This window comes from Pseudoalteromonas sp. SR45-6, assembly GCF_014163545.1.
Classification (GTDB): Bacteria; Pseudomonadota; Gammaproteobacteria; order Enterobacterales; family Alteromonadaceae; genus Pseudoalteromonas; species Pseudoalteromonas rhizosphaerae.
Window position 1 is genome coordinate 145658 of the sequence record NZ_JACJDM010000004.1, and the last position, 16286, is coordinate 161943.

The window sequence follows — 16286 nt, forward strand, 5'->3', positions numbered from 1 at the left end:
ACGCAGTCTACCCTTTATAGTTTTTCAGTGGTTGCACTATCGAGTGCATCAACTTTTTTAACATCCTGCACACCAGCGATTTTCACTGCCATGCCTTTTTGCGGATACTCAGGTAAGGTAATAACTAATTGATCATCAGCCTCTAAGCCATCACTAATATAAAAGAACTCGCCCTCTTCGCGGATCACTTTCACTTTACGTGGCTCAAGTTGCTGCTCATCATTAACAATCCATACCATTTGGTTATTCACCAGTTCTTGCGGTAAGCGATAGATATTATTAAGCATAGTGCCAGCAAAATTGACTTGTACATAACTGCCATATTTAATTGCCTGCTGTTTATTAACTAACCCATACGGGTCATCTATACGAACAACTAAGCTACTCATACGAGTAGCACTATCAACAATACCTAAATCACGATCAACCACAGCTTGACGCGTAAACCCATGTAAACCGGTTTTTATTACCGTTGCAGTAATGCCTTTAACTCGCTCAGGTAAAAACACACTGTCAAAGCCAGCGATCGGAATAATCACTTCGGCTGTTTCAATATTATTTAACTCACCGATTTGTGTGCCCATATTTATATACTGGCCTACACCAATATCGCGACTTACAACCAGTGCATCATAAGGAGCTGTTACTTCGCAATTATCTAAATCACGTTGCGCACGCTTTAATCGCGCTTGCGCTGACTTGACCGATGCTTGCGCGCTAAGCACTTGTGGCTCACGTAAAAACAATGCAGTACGCTCTTTACCAGGAAAGCGCTTTACTTCATCCGCCGCAACTTGTGCTTGTGCTTGCTCTTCGATTAACTGTGATTTTGCTTGAGCAAGTTCAGCTTGGGCTTGTAATAACGCCGCTTCATAGTTATCTTTCTCAATAGTAAATAAGGTTTCGCCACGAGCAACAATACCACCAACAACAAAATGAGGATGCCAACTAACAACCTCACCCGACACCTGCGCTGATAAACGCGTGCTTTCAAGTGGCTTAACTTCGCCATAGCTATTAATAATCACTTGATGATCGTTGGCAGCTACAGCCTCAACTTTTACAACCGGCCGAGTGTCGACTATTTCTTTTTTTTCTGGCTCTTGGGCAATCGCATTAATTCCCACAAAGCCAACAATTCCTAAGCCAAGCGCGACAAATGGAAGTGTCCATTTCAATATCGTTGTTCGCATAATCAGTCCCCTAAATATTTTACTAAAGCCATAATAACAGAGCTGAATGAAACATTAACGTGACATTTGTAAGGAACTGTTACAAAACCGTATCAAAAAGATTCAAAGTCCTTATTTAAATAACCTGAACTTCGGATAATAAATCTATCTCCTGCGGCTGCTGTTATTTTCAAAACCGAACACCTGCGTGTTCAATATCGAACAGCTATCACTTTAGAATCACTATATAAATACTTAACAAACTGAAAATAAACAGTATTTATTTCTGGCATCAAACTTTCACTAACTACACTATCAACCACGTAGATTTGTAGATTATGAATATTAATATTGAAAAAACCACAAAACTAAACAAAGTTAAAATAGCCCTCATTGTTGCCGCACTCATACTGCTTGCAAGCATCAGCTATTTTGCTGTGCAACCTGCTGTGCCGCAGCTAAATGCGAGTACGCTCAATGTGGTGACCGTCCAACAAGGTGATATTGATATTATGACGCCGGTGTATGGTCAATATGCATCACGCTATGAGCGTCTAATTAGTGCCCCTGCAGTTAGCTAACACAGCGCATGGCGCGCAAATCACCATTAAACTACCGCAAGGTAGCAATTAAATAGTCATTATAAATATATGGTGCCCTGCATATAGCGCACAGCATGGCCAGTTACAGTAATTGTGTGCGCAGCAACTTCACAATGCAGATGTCCGCCACGGCTAGAAGCTTGATAAGCACTTAACGAGGTTTTACCTAACTCTTTAGCCCAATAAGGCGCAAGACCGGTATGAATTGAGCCGGTAACGTAATCTTCATCACCGCCATTAGCAGGCCAAAAATAACGTGAAATAAAGTCGTATTTTGCGCTTGGTGCGGTTGCAACTACATCTAGCGGAAACAATGTTTTAAGCAGCGCAGAGTCTGTTTTAAGATCTAGCACATCTTGCTCACTATCATAAATAGCAAAGTAAGCTTGTTGGTTTTTCAACACCTTAACGGGTTGTATAGACAAGCCAGTAAATAGCTCAGAGGGTATTTCTGTTGTAACAAAAGGAGTTTGTTTTGGAAAAGTCATGGCAAAGCTGCCATCGCTATTTTTATTAATAACTAACTCACCGACTGCAGCAGCTTGAAAACGAATTTGCGATATATTGTGCTGTTCGCACAACACAAATGCCGCAGCGAGTGTAGCATGCCCGCAAAAATCTATTTCCATTAATGGTGAAAACCAACGGATAGCGTAGCTGCCATCAGCTTGACGACAAGTAAACGCGGTTTCGGATACGTTATTTTCTGCGCCAATGTTTAGCATCAGCTCATTATCAAGCCAATTATCTAAATCAATAACCGCTGCATAGTTGCCTTTAAATAATTCGTTAGTAAAAGCGTCTACTTGATGGATAGTCAGTTGCATTCATTTACCTAGAATATTTTAATATTTAAGTTCTTTACACGATGACGGCAAAATATCTTTGGGTACGGTGGTTTTATTTTCACCCATTGCTTGCATACCTGCGACTGGCTGATCGTAGCCACATAACCAAGCTATAGGGCTACCCGGACTACCCGTGACCACAGCTGGCCGAAATGTTAATATCGTCCCCTGCAAAGGCACTGACGCTTTATTACCAAGGCTAATATGAATAGCCCCAACATCAACGACAATACCAGTTACTCGATTGCCAATTAAAAACTTACTCGCAGGTATACCGGCTTCCTCATTGTTTGATGGAAATCGTCCTTGCTCTAAATAAAAAGTCGTTACATCTTCTCGTATAACGGCAGCCATTGCTAAGGGGTCTACAAGCTCACTGCGCTGTATATATTTACTGTATTGTGGCAATGCCACAGAAGCTAGAATGCCTATGATAGCAATCACAACCATTAGCTCAATTAGGGTAAATCCTTTATTTTTCATATGATCTCTCCCAATGCGAAGATAGGCCGATAAGCCTCTTTCAAAAATAATGCAATCGCAATAACTAAAGTAATCGTGAAAATAGTAATGAGTTTATTCAAATACCTTTTAGCATCTTGATTAAACACCGCCAGCTTTTGCTTTATTAAAAGCACAAATTCTTTACTAATATCTAAGCCATGTAACTGACAACTTTGTAAATGCTCAACCTCGGGGAAACTAATACTTTCACTTGCCCCGTTTACAGGAAATTCAAGTATTACAATTAGCTCGCTGTGTTGCTGGCGAATTTTTTTGGGGATAATAAAATCGATAAAGCTTGATGATGGTTCTGCTTTTAGTAGATTGCCTATTTGGCTTAGGCGTATAACACTGAGCAAAATTAATGAAAGAAGCATTCCTTGTAGAGATACAAATATATACCAAAATTGTGCCACATCACTAAGCGAGTTATTTAATTGAGCATGATAGTCACTCAATACAGCTGAAAAGGAAGGTATAACAAAAACCTGATAAATCAGACTAATGATAATAAAAACAGTAAAAATAAATACCAGATAGCTTAATCTGCTCCCGTATTTAAAGCCGTTAGTACTAATTGCATTTGGTAATTGTTCATAACATAACGCAAGTCTTTGCTGCTCGTGTTCACAACGGTTATCAATAAGCTGTGCTGATAATTTTGTAGCTAATTGACTACTGTGCTGCCCAGCTTTATAAACCCGTAAATGCTCGGCACTGCTTAGTTGCTTTTTCTGTGCAGGTGTAAGGTTACTTAATGGCGAAAATAATCGACATAAGTAACCTAGTTGATTCCAATTCATACCTTATCCCTTTTATCTCGATAAGGTAATTTGCCATAAAAACAGTAACTTTGGAATCGCTTGTTTTTAAAACAAACAATTCTATATTATTGCAGGGCGCATTTTATAATATTGAATACAACCAAGTTGCGCAGCATTAGTCAGTAAGATCATCACAAATGTTAAAAGATGCGAAGTACTTGGTGCTGCCATCGCTAATTCTGCAAATAAACCACACACACCAGCAATAAACTGTAAGCTAAAATAACGAGCACTTAAGTTGCTTATATCTCCGCTGCGCAGCGTTTTATAGGTTTGCGGCATGACTCGCACCGAACTCATTATTAAGCCAACAAAAGTAAGCCAAGTAAGTACATTAGCAGTCTCTAGCTGTGGGTTTACTAGCAGTAAAAACGGTAATAGTGAAAAACCTAACATAGCGGCCAACTGAGTTCGCTCTCTAGTTTTGGCGTTATATCGAGCAAAATAATACAAGATTAAGCCACTTAAACACCCGGTCACCACAAACGGTAGTACCATGTAGTAACGTTCAAAAAAGAGATTAAATGCAATAAAATAAATACTTTGCGCCACCCCAAAGGTCATCATTAATAATGACAACCCCGATACACTGCGGTTTTTACGAATTTTATTTAGTAATGGTAAAAAGCTAAACACTAAAATAAATGATGATAAAATAGGCAGGTAATGCGCCAAAGTAGACCTCGTTCGTTAGTAATTGATTAATAAGTTAGCAACTTATAAACAAAACAATAAGTCAGTGTAAACCACTGTTTTTATATGCTTTATGTAAGGCGCGGCATTGTAAAGGTCCTATAAAAACAAGCAACCATTTGTACAAAATAAGCTCACTACTCCTGCGGCAAGTTAACCTTACAGTTTCCATGTTTCGACTGACACTTTGCCGTTAGTAAGCAAACATCTCATCGCATAGAATTGAAATAACATTGATAATTGTTATCATGCAACAAATTAATTTTGACGACTCTTTGCCTTATGAGAAAAACACTTTTTAAAATACACAGTTGGATTGCGCTTTGTGCTTTGATTCCACTTATTGTGATCAGTCTAACTGGCAGCGTATTAGTGTTTAAAAGTGAAATTGATGGCTTACTCATGCCAGATAGTCACTTTGTCGTTGATAGTCACGCAGAACGCAAACCCATTGATAAATTAATAGCGGTTGCTGAGCATGAATTTCCTAGCTATGTAGTAGGTAGTTGGGAAATATTTAATGATGATACTGCTGATCGGGTTTATTTAATCGAACGCGGTACCGACACTTGGTATAAATTTCATATCAATCAATATTCTGGCGAAATACTCTCGCAGCCAGTTAGCACTAGTCACTACTTCACAGATTGGTTTTTAGAACTGCATTACACATTTTTGCTAAACGATTTAAAAACTCTACCTGGTCAAACAGGCACCGTCCTTGGGTTCTTTTTTGCAATCTTTCTATTTATCCTCGGCGTTACAGGCTTAATAATTTATCGTAAATTTTGGCAACGTTTATTTTCAGTACGCTTCAAGGCGACGCTGCAAATTGTACTAAGCGATATTCATAAAATGACAGGGGTACTTGGCTCACCCATTATTTTAATTTTGGCGATCACTGGCGGCTACTTTAATTGGGCTGTGTGGTATCACGAAGTAGTCGAACACGCAGAAGAACAGCATTTTATACTCACCAAAAACTTACATAGCGATACCATTAACTTTCAAGCCATTCTGGATGATAGCAAAAAACAAATCCCGACATTTAATGGTACTTTTTTAGTTATGCCACTGGAGCCTGACGAAAACATTACGCTATTTGGTGAAGTTGATAGCAACAATCCACTGGCAAGCGAATACGCCAACACCATTACTTATGATAAAAAAACCGGTGAACATATAGCTAACTGGGATATTCGCGAAGTCGGCATTGGTTGGAAAGTAATTGATAGCTTTAGAAAATTACACTTTGGTTATTTTGCCGGTTTACTCAGTAAAATCTTATGGTGCGTGATTGGCCTAAGCCCAGTATGGCTTGCAGGCACTGGTTTTTACTTGTGGCTTAGCCGCCGTAACCGTAAAAAACAATCACAAAGAAATCGCGAGCAAAGGCGAACAGCGACAGCATTAAATACTTAACTTAGACAAAGCGATAGAAGAGGCTCCTTGGAGCCTCCATTAATTTACAACGAATAATAAAACCCGAGCCAGCCTCTAAGCTCATCATCAAAGCTGTCGCCTTCTACTCTGACTAGGCCAAAATCAAGTTTCACATCATTGAGGCCTGCAGGGCCTAAGCCAAAACTAAAGGGGCCTTGCCATTTCACACCATAGCTTTGCCCGTATACCTGTTGGTCAATCTGATGCTGTTGATAGTACAACCATGGCATGCCTTCTGCCCAGCTAATACCTCCACCATAACCTTGATAGCGTTTGCCAATAGCGCTGTAAAAGGGCAGTTCAGGTGCAAAAACAAGGTCACTGCGAATATTTTTTGATAACAACGAAGAGCTAAAACCACCTAATCGCAACTCACTATCATCTCTATATTGCTGGCTATAATTAGCATACATCGGGATTGCCAGCGCTTTACCAAATAGCTGCGCAGAAACATCATAGCCCTGCCAACTCTGCGTGTCGCTATCGCCACTATACCAACGCGCATCAATCGCTTGGCCGATGGCATAATCTTGTCTGTCATAGCTCCAAGATTGCTTCAAGCCGACTCTAAGCCACTGTGAACTCTGCTCTTGCTTGATATTTGCATCATCTATCTCTGAGTAGTTATAAGCCAGTTCTGGCTGTACTTTAAACTCTCCAAAGCTCAGTGGCAGGCTGGCAGCAATATAGCCGCCTTGCACTGACTGATCAGCCAACAGGCTATGCTGATATTGCTTGCTAGCATTCAAATCATAAGAAAATAACTGGCTGTCAAACTTGATTGCAAGCGCACTGTAGCGTGCTTGGGCATAAATGCCTTGCAGTGCAGTGTCATGTAAATCAACACTGTAGCCCAGCTGCCAATCTAATTGCTTGAGTAAATCGCTGCCTTTAATACTCGCTGAAAATAATGCCGCGGAGGCTGAATGATATTGTTCACCTAACGCAAAAGTGGCTTTTTGCTGCCAAATATCGTAGTGCGTTTGCTCACCAATGGGTTGTTGATATATTTGAGCTTTTGGCAAGGTGTGCTCATTCACAAGCAACAAAGGCGCAATACTGTTAGTTGCAAAATCGGTGATTTCTTCTTCGTTATTATTTACCTGTAGCTGCATAATGTCAGGGCCATCACTACTGATTGAAAAATACAGTAAATCCCCGTCAGATAATGCGAGTGGATTAGCAACCGCTTGTTGGCCTTGAGTCAGCTTGAACAAACGTTGTGTAGTTAAATCATAACGGTAGATATCCGTTGCCTGAGCTAATCCTGCAACAAAATAAAGCTGCTTGCCATCCGCACTCCAACTTGGTTGTGATAAGTATTGATATCCCTTAGGCATTGGTACAGCAATTGATTTTTGTCCATCAATATCTTGTATATACAATTGCCAATTATGATTAAACTCAGTTTTAAGAAAGGCGAGTTGCTGTTGATTGGGGCTAACTACAGGATAATCGTAAACCGTTGCTAGACTTTTTTCGAATAATGGTTGAGCTTGACCGGTTTGTAAATCAACTCGCACTAACTCTGAGTAACCCCCTTTAACCTGTTCTCCATAAAGTGTTTGCCCATTATCTGCAATACTAAAGCGCCGCAGGCCAGCTAAATCAGTTAGTTTGGTAACTTCACCGGTTTGCGTATCCCAGCTAAATATATCTGATATACGCTGATTATCAATATTATCTACGTTGCTGTAGGCTGAAAAATACAACACGTCGTCATTTAGCCATTGTGGGTTTTGAATACCCGCACGATTGATTTGATTCAAGACTTGCTTTTGCTTACGTTGAAACACCTTGGGTGGTTTATCAGCAACATCTTTAGGATCATCAGCGAGTAGCTCTTGTTGCTCTTGGTTAAACTCTTCTGCAGCTTTGAGGTTATCCTCAGTACTGTAGAGTTTTAACTGAGTCTTGCCGTCTTGATCACGCTCCACCACTGCAAGTTGCTCGCTATTTGGTGATAAAGCAGGACCACTAGCATAGTGATCTAACGCCAACCAAAGCTCACTAGTAAGTGACTGTTCACTTCTTTCTTTACTCATTGCTTGATAGGTATACTCAGCAATAAAACGTCGATACAACTTACTCGCAGAGTCACCAAAGACCCCTTCGAATGCGTCATCAAATTCGCGTTGCTTAACCCCTTGCATACGCGTCCAAACAGCATCAAGGGTTTGCTCTGAATAGTTTTTCTCTAGCCAAGCTAAAAATCGGGCGCCCATTAAATACGCCATAGAGCCAGCCATAAAGCCACCATCTGTACTATTCAACTGATCATAGCGGGGCAATGCACCTTGCTGAGCAAATTCGATTAAAATCGCCTCGCTGTAGTTATCAAATAACCGACCACGCCCCGTCATTTTCGATTCAAGTAATGTTGCGTAACCCTCTGCCACCCAGCGAGGCATCTCGCTGTGTGTTATATCGTATAAATCCCAAATATTCCTGAGCTCTTGACGCCATTTACTGCGGGTAGGTTGTGCTAAATGCACTAGATGAATATATTCGTGCAGTACCAGTAATTGCTGCCAACCACTATTATTTGAGATCACTGTATCTGACTGCGGTGGTGTAGTAAAAAGCGCCATCAATGGCTTATTTGAAACCGGTAATGCAAAACCATTAGCGGCATTGAGTGGATCAAACACCACCACATCAACCGCCTCATCTAAAGCACGATTTTGTTGCTCAAGCACTTTGCTGCGGACGATTTCTAATTCATTGGCCGCAGAGCGTGCCCAATCTGCATTTTCTTGACTGTAATGAACATTAAAGTGTTCGGTATAAATAGTTTGCCATTGCACGGCGGCCTGTGTATGTGTGGCTAATAATAACGAAGTAGCGAGTAAGGTTTTTTTCATCATGTTCCCTGATCTCTTATTTTAAATCCATTATTGTCATAACTTAGCCTAAAAAGAGAGCATAAAAATGTAAGAAAACGTGAGTTACCGCTATTACGCTTTATCGCCTAATAAAATACCATCCTAAGAACTTGAAAGCGGTGAATTACATCCAACTTCGTTGATCAGATTCAGCTTGGCAGAGAATAAAGTCGATAATTTCATCGGCTTGCTCTGCTTTGATATAAGGCATAGTCGCTGTGCCCGCAGCGAGTTGTATAGACAAGCTCTTCAAACCACTTTTTCGCATAAAATAAGTGCTTACTGCGCGCGTGCTTTGCGCTTTATATAGTTCAAACACTCGATAATGCACACTTATCATGCCACTGCGAAACACTGCGTAATATCGCCCTTGATATTGATAAAAATAATAACCGTATCGTCGATATGATAAGTACACCAAGGAACTTAGTAATACAGCACAAAGCAGGCCATATACCGGGCTGTAACCTTGTCCTGCATAGCCCATAAATGCAATTAAAGCGCTCGGTAACAAAGCATAAAAGCATAGATTTTTGATCAGTAACGCTTTTTCGACACCTTTAAAGTTGAGTGCTTTAAAATCATCACTGGTTAAATTAAGCCAAGGATGTACCCACTGACAAACTTGTTTTACTTGCTCAAGTGAAAGCACTGGCATCACTAAGCTTTGTTTGCTCTTTGCGCCCGCGCTAAAGCCGCCGCTGGTTGCTTGCAAGCACTGCACGGTATAACGTTTAAGTAGTCGTGCAATTAGGTTTTGCTTAATCAGCAAAGATTGTACTTTATCAAGACTCACCGACAACTGATGACGCTCTAATAATCCAGCAATGCGTTTAAATTTTCCGGCCTGAAAGTAAAGCTGAAAATTATAAAAGCGGATTAATGACATTAATACCGATAATAAAACGGCAACCAACACAACAAGCACAAGTATTGAAAACACAGCGAGTGCTGCAGCATCAACCAACACGCCCACTTCTTGCTGATAGAATGATTCTAGGCGATTGATCACCGCTTTTTCTAAAAACTCCAGCACAACATTCATAAAAGGTGCAAGCGCTGCTAATGCCAAAATAGCCATATTCGACATCAAGCCAAATTTTGCAACTTCTTTATTGCTCAGCAGCAAACATTGTTGTGGTTCGTTGGTATGTGTATCTTCAGGTTGCTGCTTAGCTGCAGTTTGTTGTTGGGTTTCTTTATAAGCCAATACTCGCTCGCGCATTTGCTCTGCATATAGCGATGTAACCCCGGGTAATACAGCCTCTTGGCTAGTGCTGCCAGCGGCATCAAAAATACAGTTAACCAAACCCAGAGGCTTAAAATAAAACGGTTCGGCAATATTAACATTCTGCACTCGCAAAAAGTTCAAGGTTAAACGCTCTTTTTTAAACACCCCTTTATTAAGTAATATTTCATGCTCATCAGTAATGCAAAAGCGAAAATTAATATAGTAAAAAAATGAATAAATTAACAAGCTAATAATCGCTACCGCTAATGCAACTTGCCCCCAAAACCACTTATTTTCAACTTGCGTAACAAACACAACCATAATAGGTAGTAAGTTAAATACACCGTCTTTGACAAATCGGAAAGCAAAATGCACGATAAAATAAACCAGTGACCAAGACGAAACACGCTGCCATTTCAAATTATCCATTTAACGACTCATCAGTAGCTAATACACTATCACCGGCTTGATTGCTGGTATTGTTAGATACTTGTTTTGCTTCAGTGTACTTTTGAATATACTGACGGATATTTTTACAATCATCATGACTTAAGCCACTAATGTTGAGATCGGCGCTCATTCCGCCAGCACTATACAAACGCAAGCTAGCCAAGCCCAGTTTTCGCTCCAAAGGGCCACGATGTATTTCTGTGTGCTGCACTCGTGAGAAAGGTAAAATCGTCACCTGCTGCCAAATAACGCCTTTGCGATAAGCTATATCATGCTCACGCATAGCAATTCCTTTAAGTCGCATACTGACAACGTTATAAGCTAGCGATAAAGCTAAAATAATTGGTAAACCAATCAGTAAGCTCGTTTGTGCCAGTGCTGCAAACTCCTGATTAAAAAAGCAAACAGCGCCTAATATTGCAGTTAATGGTAGATAAAACAGCAGCCAGTTAAGCTGAGCGTGCAGCAACGCTTTATCTGCCAGTGGCTTATATACTATTTGTTGATGTTGGGGTAAGACGTCCAGTTGGTGGTTTTCGAACACTTTTTTTCCTTAACAAGCCAACGATTTGATACGTTGGCTTTGATTTATAGCAAAGTTGCGGCCCTATATTACACCCAGCGAATGGTCGTCGCTAAGGTATGACTTTCGCCTGGCGCTACAATCGCACTATCATCCATTACATTTGCCGCTTCAAGGCACAACATTGTATGGTATTCATCATCAGCAAAATTAGATAAACGCTTAGACTTATCAATCCACGGGTTCCACAGCACACAAGAGCTGGAGTTTTCACGGCCGACTTCAATAATTCCATCCGGGGTAATAATACGCTGGATAACTGCGGCTTGGGTATAAACCATATCTGTTTCACGAGCAAAACCAACCAGTCCATCTTGATCAAACGGGCCTTCGCTAAACTCAATATATTTGGAACCTTGCAGCCCATCCACTTGAGTTTCTTCAATAGCAGGGGTTGGAAAATAAGTGTGCAGCGCTTGCGTGAAAGTAATAGTTTGGTTACTTAAATTAGTGGTTGTTAAACGCACTTCAAGCTGATTAGTTAGTATAAATTCAACCTTTAGCTTTGATTTGTGTGGCCAGTAGGTTTCATCAACTTGTGCCATTGGCAAGGTTAAGCTAACTCGAATTTCATCGTCTTGCTCTGCAACTTCATCTGCTCGCCATAAGCTCGTACGTGCTACACCGTGAATTGGCCACTCAGGATTTGGATTGACACCAAACCATGGCCAACAAATAGGAATGCCACCACGTATACTTTTACCTTCTTGGTAATCTTCTTCGCTTGATACCCAAATTAATGGCTTTTTGCCACTTGGCGTGAATTCAGTGAGTTGTGCACCTTGTAGAAAAATTTTAGCGCTACAAAGCTCGCTTGCAACATTGATATATTCTAAACCAGTGTCAGTTTGTTCGATGCTTACAGATGGAGATAACTTCATTATACGTCCCATAAAAATGAAAAACCTATCTCACCTTACCCAATCCCCAACCAATTAGTAAATATTATTTAGTGAGTTTTTATGTCAAATTTACAATTTTTCACTCTGTCATGACTTATAGGTAAGCTCAGCACCAAAAACGTTTAATTAAATAATATGCAAATGAACTAAATTTAATTTCAACTCAAAACAAATAAAAAACAGCCACAGTTCTGTGTAAAGCCAATAATACAGTATAAATCGACCTTATCTATTTGAACTCTATTTATTAGATGTGTAATATTTATTGATTGCGCGAGCGCCTTGACCGCAAACCATCTGCGAATGAGATAAAAATGAAAAAATATGACGAATTATTGGTTTCTTTACGTAAAGTGATCCGCGCGATCGACCTCCATTCTAAGCAGTTAAATAAAATCTCCGGCCTTACCGGTCCGCAGCTATTAATTATGACTGAAGTAGCACAAACTGATGGTATTACAGCCAGTCGCATTGCCCAAAATGTAAACCTGAGTCCTGCAACTGTAACTAATATCTTGGATCGCTTAGAAAACCGCGATTTAGTGACGCGTGTTCGCAGCCAATTAGACAAACGTCGAGTGAGTCTTTACCTCACTGCAAATGGTCAAACGATTCTGCAAGCAGCACCACAACCGTTACAAGAACACTTTATTGAAAAGTTCTCAGCCTTAGACGAGTGGGAACAAAGCCAGCTACTATCATCAATGCAGCGTATTGCTACTATGATGGATGCTCAAAGTATAGATGCAGCTCCTTTATTAGAAGTTGGTGTGCTGACCCGCGCCGCTGAAGGCAAACCCACCGAATAAATAGTTTATAAAATCATATTAAACAAATGATTACCCTAGAACGCATGGTTAGTTAACTTGGGTTAAAGGTACAATTAGTCTATTCTATACAGACCTATATCAAGAATAGCGATTTATCATGCTTAAACTATCAAAGTTAGCTTTCGCGACTATGCTAGGCGCAACAAGCAGCGCCTCATATGCTTCAGACATTGATGCTATGCAAGCTCAACTTTCTCAACTCCAACAACAGATGCAGCAACTGCAACAGCAGCTTGCGGCTGAAAAAGCAAAACAAGCTAAAGTTAATCAACAGCTTGAAGAACAGACCAAGACTATCGCAAAGCAAACTCAAGATAATACCGAAACAGCCCTATCCGGAGTTAAATTTGGTGGTGCAATTCGTACTAACTACAGTCACACCTCATATGATGACGGCAATAAAAACCGTGGTGGCGATTTTGATTTTGATATTTTCCGTTTAAATGTTTCTGGCGATATTGGTGGAGTGCTGATCGGCGGAGAGATCCGCTTTTTTGATTACATGACCGCAATAAAATCAGCATGGGCAGGCTATCAATTTACTGACGACTGGCAAGTGCAAGTAGGTATCACAAAAGTGCCGTTTGGTAATGATCCTTATAACTCCCATAACTATTTCTTTAGTGCAAACTACTACGTTGGTTTAGAAGACGATCATGATTTAGGCGTGATGTTTAAACGTAAAGTAGCTGATAACTGGCAGCTCGATTTAGGTTTTTTCAAAAATGACGAACTCGGTGGTGTCGATGGTTATGTTGAAGATCGCAGCCATCGCTATTCGTACGATATTGTTGGTAGTCGCACCGTCGACGAGGGTATTTATGCCGAACCGAGCAAAGGGCTTGGTGAGTATAATACCTTTGCCGGCCGCTACGCCTATTACTTTGAACACGGCAAAGGCATGACCACAGAAGTCGGAATATCAGGCTTGGCCGGTGGCTTACATGACGGCCAAGACCGCGCAGGAAGTTACAACGCATGGGCACTGCATGTAAACAGCGTTATCAATAATTGGAATATTCAGCTACAGCATGGCGAATATGACTACAATATCGATGACACTAATCGTATCGCGGTTGGCGCATATGGGTTTTATGACTCTATTGCGACCGATGCAACCACCAGTAGCTTTAATGTCGCTTACAGCGTACCGGTTGAATGGGGTCCAGTAAGCAACCTGCAATTTTATAATGATTACAGCGCGATCTATAACAAGTCTGATGACACTGCCGATACTTGGATGAATGTTACCGGGGTATCCGTCGCGGCTGGCGGCTTGTTCACTTACTTTGATTTAGTTCATGCCCGCAATCAAGCATTTGTAGGTGGCTCTGTTGCCGGTGATAGTAATGAAACCGAGCGTCGATTTAATATTAATATTGGCTATTACTTTTAATCTTTAAAGTCAGCCTGTAATTAGGGGGGTTAGTCTTAAGAGGTTACCCCCTCATAAACTCATCCGTCATAACGCTGTAAGCAATGACTGCAAGCAATTACATTCCCATCAACTCATAATAGGATATAAAAAGAACAGCGGCATCAGGTTGAATCGCAAGCTGAGGCGCTGAACGTGGCAGAGTATAACGTCATCGAGTACAATTAACTGACAATGCTGAGTAAACTAGCAGCATATTGTTTAACGTTGCTTGCCAAACATTTAGCCGTTTTCAACTTTATCAGGCACAAGTCTATTCATGAATTTAAAAGTAATTTTAGCCACTTATAAAAGTATTGGCTATCAACTATTAGGACTAGCCTTGGTTGGGCTGGGAATTATAGGTATTGTTTTACCTGTGATGCCCACCACTATTTTTTTCATTTTGGCATTAGCGTGCTTTACTCGCTCGTCCCCAAAACTCGCTGCTTGGTTACTCAATCATCCTCGTTATGGCGTAACCTTACGCCATTGGCAAAAGTACAAAGTAGTACCCGTAAAGGCGAAGTGGTTTGCGGGTATTGGTATGTCACTTGGCTTTATTGTATTGCTGCTTTGTGCACCGCCGTGGTGGGTTTTACTGCTGGTAGCCGGCATCGAAATAGCGGTTATGATTTATTTACTCTCTCGCCCTTCAAAATACCTACCAATGTAAATTTCGTAAATAATGTTGTGATAACTAATGCAAATCATTACCATGTAGATAATATTGCTTAACTACTAAATTATTTATGCCGTTAATAAATAAACGAACTTTATATAGTACCAGTCGTGCGTTGCATATTTATCTATCAACAGCACTGCTGTTTTTGCTTATTTTATTTTCTGTCAGTGGGATTGTACTTAATCATGTTGATTGGCTAGAAGGCGATAAAAGTGATGGGCAACTAACCACATCACTCCCAAGTGCATTACTTGAGCAGGGCCAAGAAAACCTAGCAACCTTACCCATTTTATACCCTGAAATAGAAGCTTACTTAGCCAACCAATATGGCTTAACTAAAGTAAAAAGTATCGACTGGGAAAAAGAAGATGCACTCGTGATGCTCGACTACCCACTGCCTGCAGGTTTTGCCTTCGCAGAACTTAATTTCATCAGTGGCGAACTGAATCTCGAATATCAAACTGGCGGCTTTTTAAGCTTAATTGGCGATTTACATAAAGGCCGTCATAGCGGCGAAGCATGGAGCTGGGTGATTGATATATCAGCCGTGTTAATGATTTTTTTTGCTATCACCGGGATGATTATTTTATTTCAAAATAGAAAAAAACGCTTAGTAGGAATATGGCTAACAGTGCTTGGGGTCGCAACACCAGCAGTCATTTATTTATGCTGGGTTCCGCAACTAAAAGGAGTGTCTTAATGCTAAAACTTAATACCTTAATAAGCGCTGTTGTTTTATTTACAGCAGCTTTGTTTCAACCTCATGCGAATGCCGCTGAACTTGAAATAGAACTAACCCTACCTGATCTAGACGTACAACCTTACCATCGACCTTATGTCGCGGTTTGGCTAGAAACCCCAGAGCGTAAGCATGTAACCACGGTTGCCTTATGGGTTGAAAAAGCAGAATGGTTTAAAGACTTACGCCAGTGGTGGCGTAAAGCCGGAAAAAGTGACGCTAACTTTGATGGTGTAACAGGTGCAACAAAGCGCCCAGGTACTTACACCATTAACTGGAATGGCACAGATCTAGATGGCAAAGCCGTAGCTGCAGGCAAGTATTTACTTAATTTAGAAGTCGTTCGCGAAGAAGGTGGTCGTGATTACACCCGTGTAGAACTTGATCTAAATAAAGACGGCAAGATCACCATCGATGGCACCAATGAATTTTCACAAAGCTTCGTCACCATTAAAAGTCAGTAAATGTAGCTGCTAAAACA

Annotated in this window: 16 protein-coding genes; 7 read left to right on the forward strand and 9 right to left on the reverse strand. The window is 40.6% G+C overall.

Annotation, left to right across the window (positions count from 1 at the left end; all coding sequences use genetic code 11):
• Window positions 1–14: 14 nt before the first annotated feature.
• Window positions 15–1193, reverse strand: coding sequence for an efflux RND transporter periplasmic adaptor subunit (locus H5158_RS03555; protein WP_182739462.1), 1179 nt, complete (start codon window positions 1191–1193; stop codon window positions 15–17).
• A 317-nt stretch (window positions 1194–1510) separates the two neighbouring features.
• On the opposite strand from H5158_RS03555, the gene H5158_RS03560 reads away from it, so the two are divergent.
• Entirely contained in the window at window positions 1511–1753 is a 243-nt protein-coding gene (locus H5158_RS03560) for a hypothetical protein (protein WP_182717521.1), read from the forward strand.
• A 59-nt stretch (window positions 1754–1812) separates the two neighbouring features.
• Here H5158_RS03560 and H5158_RS03565 read toward each other — a convergent pair whose 3' ends face one another.
• The 4 genes from H5158_RS03565 to H5158_RS03580 form a co-directional block, all read right to left on the reverse strand.
• Window positions 1813–2601: a PhzF family phenazine biosynthesis protein gene (locus H5158_RS03565; RefSeq protein ID WP_182739463.1), complete on the reverse strand. Its 789-nt coding sequence runs from the start codon at window positions 2599–2601 to the stop codon at window positions 1813–1815.
• Between the two features lie 18 nt (window positions 2602–2619).
• Window positions 2620–3105: a pilin gene (locus H5158_RS03570; RefSeq protein WP_182717523.1), complete on the reverse strand. Its 486-nt coding sequence runs from the start codon at window positions 3103–3105 to the stop codon at window positions 2620–2622.
• Window positions 3102–3929, reverse strand: a complete 828-nt coding sequence (locus tag H5158_RS03575; protein WP_149982257.1) for a hypothetical protein — start codon at window positions 3927–3929, stop codon at window positions 3102–3104. Before H5158_RS03575 ends, H5158_RS03570 begins: the two co-directional genes overlap by 4 nt.
• 81 nt (window positions 3930–4010) lie before the next feature.
• On the reverse strand, window positions 4011–4625 hold the full coding sequence (locus tag H5158_RS03580; protein WP_149982258.1) for a PQ-loop repeat-containing protein: 615 nt from the start codon (window positions 4623–4625) through the stop codon (window positions 4011–4013).
• 300 nt (window positions 4626–4925) lie between these two features.
• On the opposite strand from H5158_RS03580, the gene H5158_RS03585 reads away from it, so the two are divergent.
• Window positions 4926–6065, forward strand: coding sequence for a PepSY domain-containing protein (locus tag H5158_RS03585; RefSeq protein ID WP_182739464.1), 1140 nt, complete (start codon window positions 4926–4928; stop codon window positions 6063–6065).
• A gap of 44 nt (window positions 6066–6109) precedes the next feature.
• Here H5158_RS03585 and H5158_RS03590 read toward each other — a convergent pair whose 3' ends face one another.
• The 4 genes from H5158_RS03590 to H5158_RS03605 all read right to left on the reverse strand — a co-directional run bounded on the left by H5158_RS03590 (window position 6110) and on the right by H5158_RS03605 (window position 12116).
• Complete coding sequence (locus H5158_RS03590) at window positions 6110–8950, reverse strand: PD40 domain-containing protein (protein ID WP_182739476.1); 2841 nt, start codon at window positions 8948–8950, stop codon at window positions 6110–6112.
• Between the two features lie 145 nt (window positions 8951–9095).
• Window positions 9096–10631 (reverse strand): PH domain-containing protein, encoded by a 1536-nt coding sequence (locus H5158_RS03595; protein WP_182739465.1) that lies wholly within the window; start codon window positions 10629–10631, stop codon window positions 9096–9098.
• A complete protein-coding gene (locus H5158_RS03600; RefSeq protein ID WP_182739466.1) occupies window positions 10624–11196 on the reverse strand; it encodes a PH domain-containing protein in 573 nt (190 codons plus the stop codon). The genes H5158_RS03595 and H5158_RS03600 overlap by 8 nt, the downstream gene beginning before the upstream one ends.
• 68 nt (window positions 11197–11264) lie before the next feature.
• A complete protein-coding gene (locus H5158_RS03605) occupies window positions 11265–12116 on the reverse strand; it encodes a D-hexose-6-phosphate mutarotase (RefSeq protein ID WP_182739467.1) in 852 nt (283 codons plus the stop codon).
• A 335-nt stretch (window positions 12117–12451) separates the two neighbouring features.
• Between H5158_RS03605 and H5158_RS03610 the strand changes: the two genes are divergently transcribed.
• The 5 genes from H5158_RS03610 to H5158_RS03630 all read left to right on the forward strand — a co-directional run bounded on the left by H5158_RS03610 (window position 12452) and on the right by H5158_RS03630 (window position 16269).
• Window positions 12452–12946 (forward strand): MarR family winged helix-turn-helix transcriptional regulator, encoded by a 495-nt coding sequence (locus H5158_RS03610; RefSeq protein ID WP_145240209.1) that lies wholly within the window; start codon window positions 12452–12454, stop codon window positions 12944–12946.
• Window positions 12947–13064: 118 nt separating this feature from the next.
• Window positions 13065–14363: a porin gene (locus H5158_RS03615; protein ID WP_145240207.1), complete on the forward strand. Its 1299-nt coding sequence runs from the start codon at window positions 13065–13067 to the stop codon at window positions 14361–14363.
• Between the two features lie 298 nt (window positions 14364–14661).
• On the forward strand, window positions 14662–15057 hold the full coding sequence (locus H5158_RS03620) for a YbaN family protein (protein ID WP_182730689.1): 396 nt from the start codon (window positions 14662–14664) through the stop codon (window positions 15055–15057).
• Window positions 15058–15133: 76 nt separating this feature from the next.
• Entirely contained in the window at window positions 15134–15766 is a 633-nt protein-coding gene (locus H5158_RS03625; RefSeq protein WP_145240203.1) for a PepSY-associated TM helix domain-containing protein, read from the forward strand.
• Complete coding sequence (locus H5158_RS03630; protein ID WP_145240201.1) at window positions 15766–16269, forward strand: DUF2271 domain-containing protein; 504 nt, start codon at window positions 15766–15768, stop codon at window positions 16267–16269. The genes H5158_RS03625 and H5158_RS03630 overlap by 1 nt, the downstream gene beginning before the upstream one ends.
• The last annotated feature ends 17 nt before the right edge of the window (window positions 16270–16286 follow it).